Here is a 19,233-nt window from a genome sequence, read left to right on the forward strand (position 1 = left end):
TAAAAAATATCATAATAAAAGCTAGCAATAGTTTAAATGGCAAATATGCTAAAAATTTTACATTAGATACTAATATAAAGAAAATATATATTATACCTATTATGCTAGAAAAAGCTATACGTTTATAACTAACCTTTTGATTTACAATTTGCATTGTAATTAAAAGTAAAAAAAAATTTATTAAAAAATTTTCTACTAATACTACATCAATGTAAATAACCATATATACTTCCTCCCTGTAAACATTATAAATCTTATTCATATAAAATTTTGTCATAATGTAATTTAAATTAATATTTTTTCTATACTATATTTTTACACAATTCTCTTTAATAGTTCATGCAATAACTTATTTTAAACTTTTTATAATTAATAATTTAAAATAAAAAGAATGCTGACTAAAAGACATATTAATAATCTTTTAGTCAGCATTCTTTATTTATTAATTTATTCCTATCTTTTTCCTCTTCTTAAAAACATAGGAATTTCAATATCATCTTCATTTGCATATGAATGATGTGATGATTCCTTTTCAACTTTAGTTGTAGTTTCTTTAATTTCCTCTTGTTGTTGAACCTCAACTTCTTGTTTTTTCTCAGCAACAGTTTCTTTAAGAATTGTACTTTTTTTGTTATCTTTTTCAAATCCAGTAGCAATAACAGTTATTCTTATTTCATCCTTTAAACTTTCATCAATAACAGTACCAAATATTATGTTAGCATCTGGATCTGCCGCTTCTTGAACAATTTCTGCAGCTTCATTTATTTCTAAAAGTCCAAGTTCTGCATCTCCTGTTACATTTAAAAGTACTCCTGTAGCTCCTACTATAGATGTTTCTAATAATGGAGATGAAATAGCTTCTCTTGCTGCATCTTGAGCTCTAGTCTCTCCTTTACCATAACCTACACCCATATGAGCTAAGCCTTTATCTAACATTACTGCTCTAACATCAGCAAAATCTAAATTTATTAAACCTGGATTAGTTATAAGATCTGATATACCTTGAACACCTTGTCTTAAAACATCATCAGCCTTCTTGAAAGACTCTAATAAAGTAGTTTTTTTATCAACCATAGTAAGAAGTCTTTCATTTGGAATTGTTACTAAAGTATCCACTTTTTGCTTTAAATTTTCAATTCCCATCTCTGCATGAGTCATTCTTCTTCTACCCTCAAATGGAAAAGGCTTCGTTACAATACCCACTGTTAATATTCCCATAGATTTAGCTATTTCTGCAACTACTGGCGCAGCACCTGTACCTGTTCCGCCTCCCATTCCAGCAGTTATAAATACCATGTCAGCGCCTTTTATTGCTTCTGTTATTTCTTCTTTGCTTTCTTCGGCTGCTTTTTTACCAATTTCAGGATTAGCACCTGCTCCAAGTCCTTTAGTAAGCTTGTCTCCTATTTGAATTTTATTAGGTGCATGAGATAACATTAATGCTTGCTTATCTGTATTTATAGCAATAAATTCTACATCTCTTAATCCTTCTTGTATCATTCTGTTAACGGCGTTTCCACCTCCGCCACCACAACCTATAACTTTAATATTTGTAAATGAATGAATATCAACATCAAAATCTAACAAAATAATTCCTCCTTTAAAAAATCTCATCTAAGAATGCTTTTACTCTAGAAAACCCTCTTTTTTTAACATTCTTGCTTTTGTTATTATTTTCATCTATAATTACTCTTTTATTCCAAAGCATTTGTTGGTCACATATTAATTTTAACCTATCATGTGTCTCTTTAACAATACTAATTGGTGTAATTATGGAAGATTTCTCAAAAGAGAAATGGTTTTTAGTAAATACTTTAACATTCTTGCCTATTTTTTCTTTAATTATATAATCTATATTTTCATAATAAGCAATACCATCACCTGTTATAATAACTTTTTCTATATCATTTGAAAAATTTTCATCTATAATATTTTTATTAATATAATCTATTATTTCTAATAATCTAGCTTCTATAATATCATGAACCAATAAAATATCAAAAGTAGATTCATTTACTTTTATTGTTCCATTAGATGGAGTGCTAAACTTATGAGAATAAGATTCTTTAACTTCTTCTGCTAAATTAGTATCTATAGAAAGACATATAGCTAAGTCTTTAGTTATATTACTTCCACCTAAAGGAATAAAGGCTAATTCTTTCAACTTGTTCTTTTCATATATTGCTATATCTGTTTTTTCTGCTCCTATATCAACTATAGCTACATTACTATCTTCAGTTTTTTCGCTTAAAAATATATTTTTTAAACAATCAATAGATAAACAAACTCCTTTAAAGTTATATCCTGCACCAGAAATAATTTTTTCAAAAAAATTCAATGTATTTTTTTTACTTATTATCAAATTTAAGTTTATAGTTAAAACACTACATTGTATTCCTAAAGGATTTCTTATATTTTTATAATCCCAATTATCAGTTTCAAAATAATCAATTATACAATCAATTATTTCTTCATCATTTTCTAAAATAATTTCTTTAGCATCTAGGTAAGCATTTTCTATATGTTGTTTGGTAACTTTAGAATCAATACCATCTACATATGTATGTCCTTTGCTACTTATAACTTTACAATACTCACTGGAAATTCCTACATAAATATCAGTAATATCTTTTCCTGTTGCAATCTTTAATTTATCAATACATTCTCTAATAGAGAGTAACGCTTCATCTGGATTACTAATTCTTCCTTTATTAATTCCTTTAGATTTTACATAGGCATAATCTAGTATTTCAAAATCTCCATTCTCATTTTCAGTGCAAATAGCAGCTTTTATACTACTACTGCCAATATCTAGACCCACTATATAATTTGGCATTTTTCTTACGTTTACCTCCTATCTAAATCTGAATATGCATATGTTTTATTCGACATTTATTTTTAAAATCCTTTTTCAAAAGATATAATAATTAATAATTAATCATTCTACTTATTATTTCTCTATCTACTGCACTATTAATAGCTGTTTCTTCTGAAATTTCTTCTTTTTTATAAAGTTCTACTAATGCCATATCCATTGTTTTCATACCATATTTACTACCTGTTTGCATAGATGATTCAATTTGATATGTTTTTCCTTCTCTAATTAAATTCCTAATAGCGGGAGTAGGAATCATAATTTCTAAAGCTGCACATCTTTTATCATCCTTAGTTGGTACTAATTGTTGTGATATTATTCCTTCTAATACTGAAGAAAGTTGAGTTCTAATTTGTTGTTGTTGATGTGGTGGAAATACATCAACTATCCTATCTATAGTTTTAGCGGCTCCTACTGTATGAACTGTTGAAAATACTAAATGCCCTGTTTCTGCTGCTGTTAAAGCTATAGATATAGTTTCTAAGTCTCTCATTTCTCCTATTAAAATAACATCTGGATCTTCTCTTAATAAAGATTTTAATGCTCTTTGATAACTTATAGTATCTTTACCAACTTCTCTTTGATTTACAATACTTTTATTATGTTTATGTAAAAACTCTATAGGATCTTCTAATGTAACAACATGTGCTTCTCTTGTATGATTTATTTCATTTATCATAGAAGCTAAAGTTGTACTTTTACCACTACCAGTTGGACCTGTTACTAATACTAATCCTCTCTTTTTGGCACATATATCCTTAAATATTTTAGGATAATTCAAATCATCTAATGTAGGAATTTTTAAAGCTATAACTCTAATAGCTAAAGCTGTACTATTTCTTTGTTTAAATACATTAACTCTAAATCTACCTAATCCTTGAACTGAATATGAAGTATCGAATTCTCCAATAGAATCATATTGTCCATAAAAATCTCCTAAAATTTCTTTTGCAAACTCTTCTGTATCAGCAGGCGTTAGTTTTTTATCTTTTAATTTAACTAATCTATTATTAACTCTTATAACCGGAGGTATTCCTACTGTTAAATGAAGGTCTGATGCTCCTTCTGTTATAGTTATTTCTAAAAGCTCATTTAATTTCTGCATAACTTCCTCCCTTATAAACCAGTAAATTTTAACTCATTAAAACTTGCTCATTTATTTTAAAATAATAAATGAGCAAGCATAATGTTTTAAAATATTATTTTAAAATTTTTCTGCTATAAGTACAATTATAAACTATAAGTAAATTTAATGCTATAAATTTATAAAATGATTATTTTAAATTTATCAGCATTACTAAGTATTAGCATTTAAATTGAACTCTTTAGATAATTTTTTCAAAGCTTTTTTTTCAATTCTTGAAACATATGATCTAGATATACCAAGCATCATGGCAATTTCTCTTTGTGTTTTATTATTTCCATCAATTAATCCATATCTCATTTCTAAAATTGTTCTTTCTCTCATGTTTAATATAGAATTCATTTTAGTATATAAATACTTTATTTGCAAATTATTTTCAACAGTATCTAAAACTGAATCATTGTCACTACTTAAAACGTCTATTAAGCAAATTTCATTTCCTTCTTTATCAGTTCCTATAGGATCTTGCAAATAAACTTCACCCTTAGTTTTTTTATTATTTCTAAAAAGCATAAGAATTTCATTTTCTATGCATCTCGCTGCATACGTAGCTAGCCTAGTACCTTTTGAAGAATCAAAAGAATCTATAGCTTTTATTAACCCAACAGTTCCTATAGATATTAAATCATCTACATCCTTATTAGGAAAAGAATATTTCTTTACTATATGCGCTACTAATCTTAAGTTTCTTTCTATTAAAATACTCTTTGCTTTTAGATCCCCATCCTTAAAACGTTTTAAGTAAAATTCCTCTTCATTTTCACTAAGAGGTTGAGGAAATGTAGTATTTCCAGTAACATATCCACATAAGAAAATTTTTCCACCTATTATATCTAATAAGTATTGCAAGATAAACAATGCTGTGCCTCCTAATAGTGCTTATTAATATAATATGATTAATAACAAAAAAATTTACTTATATATTTTATTTTTTTATAAATTCTAAAATAATATCTTTAAAAATAGGTCCTGCGGTATTTCCTCCCCCTGTTTTTTCTCCTTTAGAATTTTCTTCACCTATATTAGGAACAAAAACTCCTAAAGTATAATATTTTTCTTTATATTTAAAATATCCTACAAACCAGCCATGAAAGTTTTCACCTGATTCTGATGTACCTGTTTTAGCTCCTACTTCTAATCCTTCAATTTTACTTATAGAAGCTGTTCCATTAGCTACAGTTCTATTCATAATATACTTCATAGAATCAGCCACATGTGAAGAAATTACTTTTTCATTTACTGTTTTTGCTTTTTTTACTGTTTCACCTTCTATATTTTCAAAAGAATCTACTAAATAAGGTTTTATATACATACCTTCATTGATTATGGGAGAAATTATACCTGCCATTTGAATTAATGTAGCTTGAATAGATTGACCTACTGATAATAATCCAACTCCTGCTTCCTTTTCTGGTAAAAGTCCCTTAGCTTCCATACCTGTTTTTTTATCTAAACCTAAAACCACACTAAATAATCCCTGTTTTTTTGCAAACTCAATTAATTCACTTTCCGTAACTTGTGCACCTAAAAGTGCAAAAACATCATTACATGATACTTTAAAAGCTTCTTCTACTGTAATTTGTCCATGAACTTTTTCTTCACTACATATCATACCACTACAATTAAATTTATCTTTTAATTTAATATTATGATATTCCATAGCAGCTTCTAAAGTAAGAATTTTAAAAATAGATCCTGGTTCATACCCATTAATTCCTCCACTTCCAATTACAATATTAGCTTGACTTTCATCTTTTTGCGCTAATGATAATATTTTTCCTGTATCTCCTTCTATTAAAACAGCTCCAATATTTTTATACTCATTATATTTTTCATCATTTAAAATAACTCTAATCTTTTCTTGAAGCTCTTTGTCTAAAGTCAATTTTACATTTAAATTTTCTTTATTAACTTCTATTTCTCCTTCGCTATATTTTCCATCTAAATCTTTTTCAAATACTTTTTTAAAATCATCATTTTTATCTAATTCTTTTTTTATATACATTTCTAAAGATGCTTCACCTTTAGATGTATTATCTTCATTACTATATGGATTAAAAGCTTTAACATTAGTTAAAATATTTTCTATTTTCCATGCTTCTTGTTTTTCTTGTTCACTATATTCGTAATAATATACTCCTCTTATATCTTCTAATTTACTTACTTTATCATAAGTATCTTTAGATACATCATAATATTTTTTACCCTTTATCTTTATTATTTCATCAAAAGAAAAATTTCTATCTTCCTCTTTCATTATATAATTAAAAGCAATTATATTTTGTAAGTTTTGATCTGTATTGTTTAACCTAAAAGCTTTACAATCAATTACTATTTTATATTTTTGGTCAAACCCCCATAAACTATCACCATCTTTATCTAAAAGTAAATAATTTAACTCAGCAATATTTTCTTTTTGTATATTATTACCCATGGAGTTATTGGCCATATTAATTCCATATTTTTTTTGTATTATAAAAAGTCTAATACTTAAAAATAAAAATAATATACAAAAAATTATTCCTAATATTTTAGACTTTTTATTTACATCATATTTTTTAATTCCAAACATAAAAAAACACCCCTTTTGGCTAAATTTTAGCCGAATTAAGGGTGTTTTATTCACTATTTCTCTATTATTTGTTTTATTTTAGCAACAATTATATCTATAGCAACTTTATTTTGACCACCTTCTGGTATTATTATATCAGCATGTCTTTTAGTTGGCTCAGTAAATTGATTATGCATTGGTTTAACAACACTCAAATATTGATTTATTACTGAATCTAAAGTTCTTCCTCTTTCATTAATATCTCTAACCATTCTTCTTATTATTCTTACATCTGCATCAGTATCTACATATATTTTTATATCTAAAAGCTCTCTTATTCTAGGATCTTCTAATGTTAATATACCTTCAACTATTATTATTTCTCTTGGTTCTACTGTTGTTGTTTCCTCAACTCTATTATGTATAGCAAAATCATACTTAGGCTTTTGAATTTTTTCTCCATTAAGTAATTCTTCTAAATGAGAAACTAATAAATCATTATCAAATGCATGTGGATGATCATAGTTTGTTTTAACTCTTTCTTCCATTGATAAATGACTTTGATCTTTATAATAAGAATCTTGTTCTATCATTGCAATACAATCCGTTCCAAACTGATTATATATTTCTCTTGCAATAGTACTTTTTCCTGAACCTGTTCCTCCAGTTATACCTATTAAAATTGGTCTCTTCATTTGTTTGCCTCCCTATTAATCTTTAAGATTTAACACTTTTTAGCTTTTATCAACATATCCTTTGCTTTTAAAGGCGTATCTACTTTAATAGAAAAAATCATTTGTGCTCTATTAGCAACATCTATATTTTTATTCTTTTCAATATCATACATATCTTTAAGTTTAATATTAAAATTCTTAGTATTAGCTCTTAAGACTTCAACTTCATCATCTTCAAAAATTCTATTTTTTTGCATTATAATAGCAGTTTTAGTTTCGTGATCATAATCTTGAACATATCCAACTATATCATAATCTCTAATATATGATGATTGTTCATAATTTTGCTCTCCTGATTTTCCAAAAAAGAATCCTGTATGATATGGTCTATGACTAACCTTTAGTAAATTATCCATCCATTCTTGCTTAAATTTATAGTTATCTGGATCTTGCCAATAACTATCTAAAGCTTCTCTATATGATTTTACTACTGAAGCTACATAAAATTCACTTTTCATTCTACCTTCTATTTTAAATGAATATACTCCACTTTTAACCATTTCAGGTATGTGATGTATCATACATAAATCTTTAGAATTCATTATATATGTACCTTTATCATCTTCTATAACTGGATAGTATTCATTAGGTCTAGTTTCTTCAACTAAAGAATATTTAAATCTACAAGCATTAGCACAAAGTCCTTTATTTGGATCTCTACCTAGCATATAGTTAGATATTAAACATCTACCTGAATACGAAATACACATAGAACCATGTACAAAAGCTTCTAATTCACAATCATCTGGTAAGTTTTCACGTATAGTATGGATTTCATTAAAAGTAAGTTCTCTAGCTAAAACAACTCTTTGAACTCCTTGTTCATACCAAAACTTAGCTGCTTTCCAATTTACAGTGTTAGCTTGAGTACTAAGATGTATTTCTAAATTTGGAGCAACTTCTTTAGCTACAACAATAATTGATGGATCTGATACTATTATAGCATCAATATTTAAAGCTACTAATTCTTTAATATATTCTTCAAGACCTGTTAAATCATAATTACGTGGAAAAACATTCATTGTAACATAAACCTTTTTACCTCTATCATGACAATACTTAACACCTTCAGCAATTTCTTCATTGGTAAAATTATCCGAAAAGGCTCTTAAATTTAACTTACTTCCACCTATGTATACTGCATCTGCACCAAAATTTATAGCAATCTTTAATTTTTCTAAATTTCCTGCTGGTGCAAGTATTTCTGGTTTTCTCATAACTTTTACCTCCTTTTAGTCATAGCAATTCCATCGCCTATAGGAATAACTGTTGTTATTAAATTTTTATCTTTAGATACCATATCTAAATATGTTCTCATTCTTTTAACAATAGTTATTTTTCTTCTCTTAACTAAATCATCACAAGCAACCATTCCTCTAAATAAAACATTATCTGCTATAATTATTCCATCTTCATTTAAAAGTCTTAAACACTCTGGTAAAAAATGATTATAATGTCCTTTTCCAGCATCCATAAATATTAAATCAAACTTATCATCTAAACTTTTTAATATATCTAAACAATCTCCATTTATAATTTCAACATTATTTGTAAGATTATATTTTTTCATATTTTCTTTTGCATATTTAATCATAGTTTCATCTCTTTCTATGGTTAAAATATGGCTTTTTCCATAGCTAGCTTTATTCATAATCATTGCTGAATATCCTATAGCAGTACCTAATTCCAAAATTTTCTTAGGTGATTTTATAGATACCATAAATTCTAAAAATTTTGCTCCTTCTTTTTGAATTATAGGTACTTTATTAGTTTTTGCAAATTCTTCTAATTCTTTTAATTCTCCTTCACTTTCAGGTATTAATCCTCTTAAATATTGTTCCATATAATCAAAGGTTACTCCACTCATATATACCTCCTAATTTAATATCCTAAATCTTTTGATATTTTTTTATGTTCCTCATATGTTTTAGAAAATACATGTTTATTTTCTATAGATGAATAAACATAAAATAAATATTCTGTTTGTTCTGGATTAATAGCTGCTAATAAAGATGGCTTTCCTGGATTGCATATGGGCCCTGCTGGTAATCCTTTAATTTTATATGTATTGTAAGGAGAATTTATTTTTAAATCCTTATATAAAACTACTTCTTTATGTTTGCCTAATGCATACAAAACAGTTGCATCTATTTGAAGATTCATATCTTTATTTAATCTATTATAAATAACAGAAGCTATTTTACTTCTTTCATTATCTATTCTAGCTTCTTTCTCTATCATTGATGCTATTGTAACATATTTTTCATATTCTTCTTCTGATATAGTTTTACCAGTTTCTTTTTCTATTTCCTTCATAACTTCTTCAAATCTTGAAAGCATAGTTTCTATTATTTCATTGCTAGTAATTTTAGGAGAAAAATTATATGTATCTGGAAATAAAAATCCCTCTAATGCATATCTTTCATTTTCATTTGGCTTTACATAAGAAGGTAGAGGATACGTTTTTACAGCTTCTAAAAACTCTACTTTCGTAGCTAATCCACTCTCGTCTAATTTCTTAGCTATATCATCAATTGTATATCCTTCAGGAAATGTTATTTTGGTTGATATAACTTTTCCAGTTTGTAAAATTTCTATAAATTCCTTTAAAGAAGTATCTTGTTTAAAAGAATATTCACCTGGTTGTATACCACCTTTAACACCATTAAAATTTGCATATATTTTAGAGAAAAATGAACTCTTTAGTATTCCTTCATTATTTAATCTTTCAAATATTCCATATAATGATTCACCCTTATTAACAGTAACATTTACTTCATTTTTACTAATCTCTAAAGGCTTTTTTTCATTAGATGTATATTTAACTGTAAAAACTATTAAGTTTGCTAATATTAAGATTATAAAAATAGCTAATATTATAAATAATTTAGACTTTCCTTTCTTTTTCATTGGAAAACCTCCTTATATAGAGTAGATATAAATATATCTACTCTATTAGAATTTTTATAAATTTAATAATAAACTATTTTATTATTTTTGTCTCATAGCTCTCTTTCTTTCAGTGCTATCTAGTAATCTTTTTCTCATTCTTATGTTAATTGGAGTAACTTCAACTAACTCATCATTATTTATAAATTCTAAGCTTTGCTCTAAAGTTAATGGAGTTACTGGTGATAATTTTAGTGCATCATCAGCTCCTGATGATCTAGTATTTGTTAATTGCTTTTTCTTACATACATTTACTTCTATATCATCTGCTCTTGAACAAACACCACAAATCATTCCTGAATAAACATCCGTTCCTGGAGTTATAAATAATGTTCCTCTTTCCTGAGCATTAAATAGTCCATAAGTTACAGCTTCACCTGATTCAAATACAACTAAAGACCCTCTACTTCTTCCTGGAATTTCTCCTTTGTATTTTTCATATCCATCAAATATATGATTCATTATTCCATTACCTTTTGTATCTGTCATAAATTCATTTCTAAAACCAATTAATCCTCTTGCAGGAATCTTAAACTCTAATCTAGTATATCCATTAACAGCTGATGTCATATTAACCATTTCTGCTTTTCTAGGTCCTAACTTCTCCATAACTGGTCCCATAAACTCTTCTGGAACATCTATAGTTAAATATTCCATAGGTTCATATGTTCCATCTTCTTCTTTTCTAAAAATAACATTTGGTTTTGATACTTGGAATTCATACCCTTCTCTTCTCATTGTTTCTATAAGAATTGAAAGATGTAATTCTCCTCTTCCACTTACTTCAAAACAATCTGGTGTTATTTCATTTACTTTTAAACTTACATTTGTTTCTAACTCTTTCATTAATCTATCTCTTAAATGTCTTGAAGTAACAAAATCTCCCTCTTTACCAGCAAAAGGTGAATCATTTACCATAAAGTTCATATTAAGAGTAGGCTCGTCTATTTTAACAAATGGTAGTGCTTCTGGATTTTGAGCATCAGTTATAGTTTCTCCAATATTTGCATCTGATATACCACTTATTGCAATAATATCTCCTAAAGATGCTTCTTCAACTTCTTCTCTTTTTAAACCATTATATGTATAAACTCCTGAAATTTTAAAATTATCTATTTTTCCATCTTGTCTTACTACAGCAGCTTGTTGATTTTTCTTAGCAATTCCTCTAACTATTTTACCTATGCAAATTTTTCCTACATATTCAGTTGTATCTAGTGTAGTAACTAGCATTTGTAAAGAATCTTCTATTGAACCTTTTGGTGGTTCTACATGATCTATTATAGTATCAAATAAATCCTTCATATTGTCTTTTGGATTTTCTAAATCATTAGTAGCCACACCTGCTCTTGCTGATGCATAAACAATAGGAAAGTCTAATTGCTCATCTGTAGCTCCTAATTCTAAAAATAAGTCAAATACTTCATCAATTACTTCTTCCGGTCTAGCATTTGGTTTATCTATTTTATTTATAACAACTATTGGTTTTAATCCTAGCTCTAATGCCTTTCTTAAAACGAATTTTGTCTGAGGCATAGGACCCTCATATGAATCTACTACTAATAAAACACTATCAACCATTTTAAGAACACGCTCAACTTCGCCTCCAAAGTCAGCATGACCTGGTGTATCTATTATGTTGATTTTGATGTCATTATAGTGAACAGCAGTATTCTTTGAAAGTATAGTTATTCCTCTTTCTTTTTCTAAATCATTAGAATCCATAACTCTTTCTTCAACTTTTTCATTTGATCTAAATATATTGCTTTGTCTTAATAAAGCATCAACCAAAGTAGTTTTACCATGGTCAACGTGTGCTATTATAGCTATGTTTCTAATATCGCTTCTTATAAATTTATTACTCATATTTAATCCTCCAAATACGTATGCATAAAAAATTGGATACTTATAAAGTACCCAATTTTACTTTTCAATATTTAATTCTACTGTTTAAATTAAAAAAAGTCAATAATAATACCTTGTAACATATTATTAATAATTATATATATTTCCTCTAAACTTCCATTATTATAGGAAGTATCATTGGTTTTCTCTTTGTTTTTTCATATAAATATAATCTTAATCCATCTCTTATATTAGCTTTCATAGTAGCCCAATCGGTTATTCCTTTAGCTTCACATTCTTTAAGAACATTTCTTACAATGTCCTTAGCCTCATCCATAAGATCTTCAGATTCTCTAACATAAACAAATCCTCTTGATATTATATCAGGACCAGCCACAACTGATGAAGTTTCTTTATCTATTGTAACTACAACTGTTAAAATACCATCTTGAGATAAATGTTTTCTATCTCTTAAAACAATATTTCCAACATCACCTACACCTAATCCATCAACAAATACATGGCCACATGGAACAGTTCCATTTTTTCTAATAGAATCTCTAGTAATTTCTACTACATCTCCATTATCTACTATTAAAAAATTCTTTTCAGATAATCCTAACTTAGCAGCTAATTCTCCATGTTGCTTTAAATGTCTGTATTCTCCATGAACTGGTATGAAAAATCTTGGCTTTACTAATGATTGCATAAGCTTAAGTTCTTCTTGGCATGCATGACCTGATACATGTACCTCTGCTAAAGATTCATATATAACTTCTGCGCCCTTTTTAAATAGTTGATTTATTACCTTAGAAACCAACTTTTCATTTCCTGGTATAGGCGTAGCAGATATTATTACAGTATCTCCTTCTAAAACATTAAGCTTTTTATGTTCTGATGCCGCCATTCTAGCTAAAGCTGACATAGGCTCTCCTTGGCTACCTGTAGTTATAACTGCTATTTTATCATTAGGATATTTATTTATATTATCAATACTAATTAAACTATCTTTTTCTATATTTAAATATCCAAGTTCTATAGCAACCTGTACTATATTCTCCATACTTCTTCCTGAAACAGCAATTTTTCTACCATATTGTTCTGCCGCTTCAACAATCTGCTGAATTCTATGAATATTTGATGCAAAAGTAGCAACTATAACTCTTCCTTTAGCTTTTCCAAATATTCTTTTAAAACTTTCTCCAACAGTTCTTTCTGACATAGTATATCCAGGTCTTTCTACATTTGTAGAATCCGCCATCATTACAAGCACACCTTTTTTTCCTAGTTCTGCAAATCTAGCGAAATCCATTACTTCTCCATCTATAGGTGTATAGTCCACCTTAAAATCACCAGTATGAAGAATTGCTCCTAATGGAGTGTGAATAGCTATAGCTACTGAATCAGCTATGCTATGATTAGTTTTAATAAATTCTACAGACATGCTATTTAATTTTATAACATCTCTTGGCTTAACTCTTATAAGCTCTGTAGTACTTAATAAGCCATGTTCTTTTAATTTAGTTTCAACTATACCTAAAGTAAGCTTAGTTCCATAAACAGGTACATTCAACTGTTTTAAAACATATGGCAATGCACCAATATGATCCTCATGACCATGAGTTAAAAATATTCCTTTAACCTTATGAGCATTTTTTACAAGATATGATATATCTGGTATTACTATATCTATTCCGAACATATCTTCATCTGGAAACTTAAGACCACAATCTATTACTACTATTTCATCTTTAAATTCTATTGCAGTTAGATTTTTGCCAATCTCATTTAGCCCACCTAAAGGTATAATTTTAACCTTTAGTTTTTCGCGTTTCATATTTCCCCTCCTTTTATCTTCTCATTATTACTGTATATAACAAAGTTCTCTCTTTTATGTTTAGAGAGCTTTATTTATCTTTACATTGTTTACATAACCCAAAAAATTTAACTGAATGATCTAGTATTTTAAAACCATATTTACTTTCAATAGATTCTTCTAATTCTTCAAGTAAATCATCTTCTACTTCAAATACTTTACCACATTCATTACAAACTAAATGATGATGTCTATGTGTTTCATGATCATGTGCTAACTCATATCTACTACAACCATCATTTAAATCTAATTTATAAATAACACCCATATCTTCTAATAGAATTATTGTTCTATATACTGTTGCTAATCCTATTTCAGGACATGCAACTTTTACTTCATCATATATTTCTTCTGCTGTTAAATGATTTCCTTCATTCTCAATAATAACATCTACAATAGCTCTTCTTTGAGGGGTTAACTTATATCCTTTTTTCTTTAAATCTTCTTTTAATTTTTCAATTTCTGTTGAAGTTAATTTTGACATATAAAAAACCTCGCTTCTACTCTTCCTCAGCGAATAATGTCGCGTAAGCTTCCTCTATCATTTCTAATTCAAAATCACTCTCAACAGGAGCTAATATTTCGTTACCATCCTCATCTACTACTACCTTCATTGCTATTACTACATCATCTTCACCAATTGGTGAAAGTAAAAAATATTCATTTTCTTCCATGTCTAACTTTGTTACTACTGTAAACTCTGTTTCAACACCTTCTTCATCCATTAAAACTATGTTTTTTAAATCATCGTTCATTTCGTTCTCTCCTTAAATTTATTTTGATATTCTATCTAAATATCCTTGTAATATATATGTAGCCGCTATCTTATCAACAATTTTTTTTCTTTTTGCTCTAGAAAGGTCTGCTTCAAGCATAGCTCTATGTGCTGCTACTGTTGTTAATCTTTCATCCCAAAATTCAATTTTGGGCTCAAAAGCATTACTCATTCTTTCACAAAACTCTTTAACCATCTCTCCTGATGGTCCTATAGTACCGTTCATATTTTTAGGCATACCTGCAACTATAGTTTCTACTCCATACTCATCATATATCTTTTTTACTTCTGCTATATCAGAAGTAAAATTTTTTCTTTTTATAGTGGTTATGCCTTGTGCTGTCCAACCTAATGGATCACTTACTGCTACTCCTATTGTTTTTTGTCCAATATCTAAACCTAAGATTCGCATATAAAACTCCTTATATAATTTTAAAGAGTACCCTTGCGGGCACTCTTTATTTTATCTCTAGATAAGATTTTATAACCTCTTCAAGAATTTCATCTCTTTCAAGTTTTCTTACCAAAGCTCTTGCCCCGTTATAATTAGTAATGTAAGTAGGGTCACCTGATATTAAATAGCCAACTAACTGATTAACAGGGTTGTAACCTTTTTCTTTTAAAGAATTATATACATCAGTCAATATGGACTTTGTTAAGTCCTCTCTGTTTTTGTTAAAATCAAATTGCATTGTATATTCTAAATTATTACCCATAGCGTTTACTACCTTTAGGTAGCTTCACCCCCTTACAATAAATATAGTGCATATTTCTATACTTAGTATTATCTATTTTATTTTATTTTATGCATTTACTATTTAGAATTATGTTTTCATTATAAACTATATTTATAAAAAAGTATACTATTTTACAAGTATTTCTACAACCTGAATTGCTTTTTCTAACGCTTTATCTATATTCTGAGGATTCTTACCGCCAGCTTGAGCCATATCCGGTCTTCCTCCACCACCGCCACCAACAACAGCTGCTATTTCTTTTATTATTTTTCCACAGTGAATTCCTTTTTCTAATGAATTTTTAGTTGCCATTGCTACTAAATTAACTTTTCCAGAAGCTTCACTTGCAAGAACTACTACTCCTAGGTTTAATTTATTTCTAACTTTATCAGCTAAATCTCTTAATGAATTTCCATCAATATCTTTTAATGATGCTGTAACTACTTTAACTCCATTAACTTCTACAGCATCTTTTAATATATCATTTTCAGCACCTTTAACTAATTTAGCCTTTAATTCTGAAATTTCCTTATCTTTTTCTTTTATCTCATGAGTTTGAGCACTTATTTTCTTAACTACTTCTTTCTCATTACATTTTAATAATGTAGCTACTTCTTTTAAAACTTCATTTTTTTGATCTATAAATAATAAAGCACTCATACCAGTAACAGCTTCTATTCTTCTTATACCAGCAGCAACTCCTGATTCTGAAATAATTTTAAATATTCCAATTTCTCCCGAATTAACTACATGAGTTCCTCCACATAACTCTTTTGAAAAATCTCCAACAGATACAACTCTTACAAGCTCTGAATATTTATCATCAAATAAACAAGTCGCACCACTATTTTTAGCATCTTGTATAGTCATTTCTTCTGTAATAACTGAAGAAACGTTCATTATCTTTTCATTTACTATCATTTCTACCTTCTTTAATTCTTCTTCAGTTAATGCAGCAAAATGAGTAAAATCAAATCTTAATCTATCTGCTCCCACATATGAACCTGATTGATTTACATGTTCTCCAAGAACTTCTCTTAAAGCTTCATGTAACATATGAGTAGCTGTATGATTTTTACAGATATTATTTCTTCTTATACTATCAACTAAAAGATTAGCTTCTGAATTAACATTTATAGCTCCTTCAACAACCTTAACATAATGAACAAATTTTCCACCAACATTTTTCTTACAGTCTATAACTATAGCCTTACCAGTTGACGTTATAATTTCTCCTTTATCTCCAACTTGACCACCCATTTCTGCATAGAAAGGAGTTGTTTCTGTTACTATAAATCCTTCTTCATCTTTTAAAAGATTATATTTAAATTCTTCATTTGTTCCTAAAACAATTATTTTTGACTCTAATGAAGTTTTTCCATATCCATCAAATGTAGTAACTATATTAGCATCTATTTTATTAACAGAGCTTTCATCACTACCCATATAGCTACTTTCACCCCTAGCATTTCTAGCTCGTTCTCTTTGTTCTTTCATCTCTTTATTAAAACCATTTAAATCAACTTTAAGATTTTTCTCTTCTAATATTTCTTCTGTAAGTTCTAACGGAAATCCATAAGTATCATATAATTTAAATGCTTTTTCTCCTGAAAGAATTTCTTCCTTCTTTTCAACCATTTCATCTATATACCCTTTTAATATTTCCATTCCTGAGTCTATTGTTTCATTAAATCTTTCTTCTTCTAATTTAATTATTTTTTTAATATAATCTGATTTCTCTTTTAACTCCGGATAGGCTTCTCCATAATTTTCAACAACAGTATCCACCATTTCATTTAAAAATATTCCATTAGCACCTAATAATCTTCCATGTCTTGCTGCTCTTCTTAGTAATCTTCTTAAAACATAACCTCTTCCTTCATTAGATGGTTGTACTCCATCACAAATAAGAAGTGTTACACTTTTGCCATGATCAGTTATTATTCTTAAAGATACATCTTTTGAAGAATCCTCACCATATTTAGTATTAGTTAATTTACAAGCTTTATTTAATATATTTTTTACTGTATCTATTTCAAATATATTATCTACCCCTTGCATTATTGTAGCAATTCTTTCTAAGCCCATACCTGTATCTATATTAGGATGTGCTAATTTATTATAATTTCCTTCTTCATCTCTATCAAATTGAGTAAATACTAAATTCCAAAATTCTACTATTCTATCTTCATCAGCAGCTTTTAAAAATTCTTCTACTGTTTCAACTTTACCTTCTCCTCTATCATAATGAATTTCTGTACAAGGACCACAAGGACCAACTCCTATTTCCCAAAAGTTATCCTCTTTTCCTAATCTAAAAATTCTTGATGTATCAACATCTGTTTTTTCTTTCCATATTTCAAAAGCTTCATCATCCTCTAAGTATATAGTTACATATAGCTTATCCTTTGGAATCTGTAAAACTTCCGTAATAAATTCCCAAGCCCATGGAATAACTTCACCTTTAAAATAATCTCCAAAGGAAAAATTTCCTAACATTTCAAAGAAAGTTCCATGTCTAGATGTTTTACCTACATTCTCTATATCACCAGTTCTAATACACTTTTGACATGTAGTAACTCTCTTTTTAGGTGGTTGTTCTACTCCTGTAAAATATGGCTTTAATGGTGCCATACCTGCATTTATTAACAGTAAACTCTTATCATTTTTAGGTACTAATGATGCTGAATCCATTATTAAATGCCCTTTACTTTCAAAAAACTTAAGATAACTATTTCTTAATTCATTTGCTCCCATGAATTTCATAAACCAATCCTCCAATTATTACTATTTTATCAAATAAAAAAAGCCATCATTCCCAATGAAAGGGACGAAAGCTTTTATTTCCGCGGTACCACCCTAATTATGTATATAAATACATCACTTAATAAGTATAGCTCAAAGATAGCTTCAATAATATTTCTAAGAAGTTTACACCAAACACTTCCTCTCTGCATAGAAATAATTTATTTACTAATTCTTATCATTGCTTCTATTAATATTTTATAGGCAAATTATATTCAAAAAATCTTATGATGTCAATATTCATTTATGTAATGCTAAAACAAATAATAATCTAAATCTTCATAAATCACTTTAATTACAACAGCTATTGGAATAATTAAAATCATTCCTAAAAGCCCTCCTAATTTATCTCCTATTAAGAGTAAAATAAGAATAGCTAACGGGTGCATATTTATACTACTAGCTGTTATTTGTGGTGATATTATATTACCTTCTATTTGCTGTATTATTATAAACGCTATTATTACCCACACTACTTTCATAGATCCATCCATAATTGCTACTAATATTGCTGGAATCATTCCTAATATTGCTCCAAAATAAGGTATTATATTTAATAAGGCATTAAATATAGAAACTAATAAAGGAAATTTTATTTTTAATAAAACCATAGCTATAAAAGTCATTACTCCAACAATTACACTTAAAATCAATTGACCTAAAATATATTTTCCTAAAATCTTATCAATATTTTTACCTATTTTTCTTATAATAGCTCTTTTTCCTACTGGTATTAAATATGCAATTCTATTACATAACATATCACTATATGCAAGAAAATAATAAGTTAATACTGGAACAACCGCTAAAGCAATAATATTTTCTCCTAAATCTATTAAAGTATCAAAAATTTTTAATGATATATTCTTAATAAAAATATTAAATTTTTCTGTAAACTGTTGACTTAAAATTTTTAAGGTATTAGACTGATCTAATGGTATT

18 protein-coding genes and 1 other annotated feature are annotated in these 19,233 nt (G+C 27.8%); all 18 genes read right to left on the reverse strand.

Annotated features, from left to right (window positions below; genetic code table 11):
- Nucleotides 1-223: sigma-E processing peptidase SpoIIGA (locus tag GBZ86_RS04855; RefSeq protein ID WP_207707423.1), on the reverse strand; the 223-nt coding region annotated here is incomplete at its 3' end.
- Between the two features lie 230 nt (nucleotides 224-453).
- A complete protein-coding gene (gene ftsZ, locus GBZ86_RS04860) occupies nucleotides 454-1,587 on the reverse strand; it encodes a cell division protein FtsZ (RefSeq protein WP_152888292.1) in 1,134 nt (377 codons plus the stop codon).
- Between the two features lie 13 nt (nucleotides 1,588-1,600).
- The gene (ftsA, locus tag GBZ86_RS04865) at nucleotides 1,601-2,836 is read right to left on the reverse strand and encodes a cell division protein FtsA (protein WP_152888295.1); all 1,236 of its coding nucleotides are present in this window, start codon (nucleotides 2,834-2,836) and stop codon (nucleotides 1,601-1,603) included.
- 91 nt (nucleotides 2,837-2,927) lie between these two features.
- The gene (locus GBZ86_RS04870; protein ID WP_152888297.1) at nucleotides 2,928-3,980 is read right to left on the reverse strand and encodes a type IV pilus twitching motility protein PilT; all 1,053 of its coding nucleotides are present in this window, start codon (nucleotides 3,978-3,980) and stop codon (nucleotides 2,928-2,930) included.
- A gap of 192 nt (nucleotides 3,981-4,172) precedes the next feature.
- Complete coding sequence (gene sigK / locus GBZ86_RS04875; protein WP_152888299.1) at nucleotides 4,173-4,877, reverse strand: RNA polymerase sporulation sigma factor SigK; 705 nt, start codon at nucleotides 4,875-4,877, stop codon at nucleotides 4,173-4,175.
- Nucleotides 4,878-4,944: 67 nt separating this feature from the next.
- On the reverse strand, nucleotides 4,945-6,591 hold the full coding sequence (locus GBZ86_RS04880) for a penicillin-binding transpeptidase domain-containing protein (protein WP_152888301.1): 1,647 nt from the start codon (nucleotides 6,589-6,591) through the stop codon (nucleotides 4,945-4,947).
- A 53-nt stretch (nucleotides 6,592-6,644) separates the two neighbouring features.
- Nucleotides 6,645-7,265 carry a uridine kinase gene (udk, locus tag GBZ86_RS04885; protein WP_152888303.1) on the reverse strand — a complete coding sequence of 207 codons (621 nt, stop codon included), beginning with the start codon at nucleotides 7,263-7,265 and terminating at the stop codon, nucleotides 6,645-6,647.
- Between the two features lie 29 nt (nucleotides 7,266-7,294).
- On the reverse strand, nucleotides 7,295-8,521 hold the full coding sequence (locus GBZ86_RS04890; RefSeq protein ID WP_152888305.1) for a peptidase U32 family protein: 1,227 nt from the start codon (nucleotides 8,519-8,521) through the stop codon (nucleotides 7,295-7,297).
- Between the two features lie 5 nt (nucleotides 8,522-8,526).
- Nucleotides 8,527-9,171, reverse strand: a complete 645-nt coding sequence (locus tag GBZ86_RS04895) for an O-methyltransferase (RefSeq protein ID WP_152888307.1) — start codon at nucleotides 9,169-9,171, stop codon at nucleotides 8,527-8,529.
- A gap of 14 nt (nucleotides 9,172-9,185) precedes the next feature.
- Nucleotides 9,186-10,214, reverse strand: a complete 1,029-nt coding sequence (gene mltG / locus GBZ86_RS04900; RefSeq protein WP_152888309.1) for an endolytic transglycosylase MltG — start codon at nucleotides 10,212-10,214, stop codon at nucleotides 9,186-9,188.
- An 81-nt stretch (nucleotides 10,215-10,295) separates the two neighbouring features.
- On the reverse strand, nucleotides 10,296-12,119 hold the full coding sequence (gene typA, locus GBZ86_RS04905) for a translational GTPase TypA (RefSeq protein WP_152888311.1): 1,824 nt from the start codon (nucleotides 12,117-12,119) through the stop codon (nucleotides 10,296-10,298).
- A 148-nt stretch (nucleotides 12,120-12,267) separates the two neighbouring features.
- A complete protein-coding gene (locus tag GBZ86_RS04910) occupies nucleotides 12,268-13,935 on the reverse strand; it encodes a ribonuclease J (protein WP_152888313.1) in 1,668 nt (555 codons plus the stop codon).
- A gap of 70 nt (nucleotides 13,936-14,005) precedes the next feature.
- On the reverse strand, nucleotides 14,006-14,458 hold the full coding sequence (locus tag GBZ86_RS04915; RefSeq protein ID WP_152888315.1) for a Fur family transcriptional regulator: 453 nt from the start codon (nucleotides 14,456-14,458) through the stop codon (nucleotides 14,006-14,008).
- 16 nt (nucleotides 14,459-14,474) lie between these two features.
- The gene (locus GBZ86_RS04920; RefSeq protein ID WP_152888317.1) at nucleotides 14,475-14,729 is read right to left on the reverse strand and encodes a DUF1292 domain-containing protein; all 255 of its coding nucleotides are present in this window, start codon (nucleotides 14,727-14,729) and stop codon (nucleotides 14,475-14,477) included.
- 18 nt (nucleotides 14,730-14,747) lie between these two features.
- Nucleotides 14,748-15,161, reverse strand: coding sequence for a Holliday junction resolvase RuvX (gene ruvX / locus GBZ86_RS04925; protein WP_152888319.1), 414 nt, complete (start codon nucleotides 15,159-15,161; stop codon nucleotides 14,748-14,750).
- Nucleotides 15,162-15,207: 46 nt separating this feature from the next.
- Nucleotides 15,208-15,465 carry an IreB family regulatory phosphoprotein gene (locus GBZ86_RS04930; protein WP_152888321.1) on the reverse strand — a complete coding sequence of 86 codons (258 nt, stop codon included), beginning with the start codon at nucleotides 15,463-15,465 and terminating at the stop codon, nucleotides 15,208-15,210.
- 147 nt (nucleotides 15,466-15,612) lie between these two features.
- Entirely contained in the window at nucleotides 15,613-18,252 is a 2,640-nt protein-coding gene (gene alaS, locus GBZ86_RS04935) for an alanine--tRNA ligase (protein ID WP_152888323.1), read from the reverse strand.
- A 57-nt stretch (nucleotides 18,253-18,309) separates the two neighbouring features.
- Nucleotides 18,310-18,482 (reverse strand) — a binding site (T-box leader).
- Between the two features lie 63 nt (nucleotides 18,483-18,545).
- The coding region (locus tag GBZ86_RS04940) for an AI-2E family transporter (protein ID WP_152888325.1) at nucleotides 18,546-19,233 on the reverse strand (688 nt) is incomplete at its 5' end.

Origin of the sequence: Clostridium tarantellae (genome assembly GCF_009295725.1) — a bacterium.
Classification (GTDB): domain Bacteria; phylum Bacillota; class Clostridia; order Clostridiales; family Clostridiaceae; genus Sarcina; species Sarcina tarantellae.

What these genes read in the sequence shown, in the direction of transcription:
- mltG (WP_152888309.1), bottom strand. Translation starts at nt 10,214, where the DNA reads ATGAAAAAGAAAGGAAAGTCTAAATTATTTATAATATTAGCTATTTTT.
- ruvX (WP_152888319.1), bottom strand. Translation starts at nt 15,161, where the DNA reads ATGCGAATCTTAGGTTTAGATATTGGACAAAAAACAATAGGAGTAGCA.
- GBZ86_RS04895 (WP_152888307.1), bottom strand. Translation starts at nt 9,171, where the DNA reads ATGAGTGGAGTAACCTTTGATTATATGGAACAATATTTAAGAGGATTA.
- udk (WP_152888303.1), bottom strand. Translation starts at nt 7,265, where the DNA reads ATGAAGAGACCAATTTTAATAGGTATAACTGGAGGAACAGGTTCAGGA.
- typA (WP_152888311.1), bottom strand. Translation starts at nt 12,119, where the DNA reads ATGAGTAATAAATTTATAAGAAGCGATATTAGAAACATAGCTATAATA.
- GBZ86_RS04910 (WP_152888313.1), bottom strand. Translation starts at nt 13,935, where the DNA reads ATGAAACGCGAAAAACTAAAGGTTAAAATTATACCTTTAGGTGGGCTA.
- GBZ86_RS04880 (WP_152888301.1), bottom strand. Translation starts at nt 6,591, where the DNA reads ATGTTTGGAATTAAAAAATATGATGTAAATAAAAAGTCTAAAATATTA.
- alaS (WP_152888323.1), bottom strand. Translation starts at nt 18,252, where the DNA reads ATGAAATTCATGGGAGCAAATGAATTAAGAAATAGTTATCTTAAGTTT.
- GBZ86_RS04890 (WP_152888305.1), bottom strand. Translation starts at nt 8,521, where the DNA reads ATGAGAAAACCAGAAATACTTGCACCAGCAGGAAATTTAGAAAAATTA.
- ftsA (WP_152888295.1), bottom strand. Translation starts at nt 2,836, where the DNA reads ATGCCAAATTATATAGTGGGTCTAGATATTGGCAGTAGTAGTATAAAA.
- GBZ86_RS04920 (WP_152888317.1), bottom strand. Translation starts at nt 14,729, where the DNA reads ATGAACGATGATTTAAAAAACATAGTTTTAATGGATGAAGAAGGTGTT.
- GBZ86_RS04870 (WP_152888297.1), bottom strand. Translation starts at nt 3,980, where the DNA reads ATGCAGAAATTAAATGAGCTTTTAGAAATAACTATAACAGAAGGAGCA.
- GBZ86_RS04930 (WP_152888321.1), bottom strand. Translation starts at nt 15,465, where the DNA reads ATGGGTAATAATTTAGAATATACAATGCAATTTGATTTTAACAAAAAC.
- GBZ86_RS04915 (WP_152888315.1), bottom strand. Translation starts at nt 14,458, where the DNA reads ATGTCAAAATTAACTTCAACAGAAATTGAAAAATTAAAAGAAGATTTA.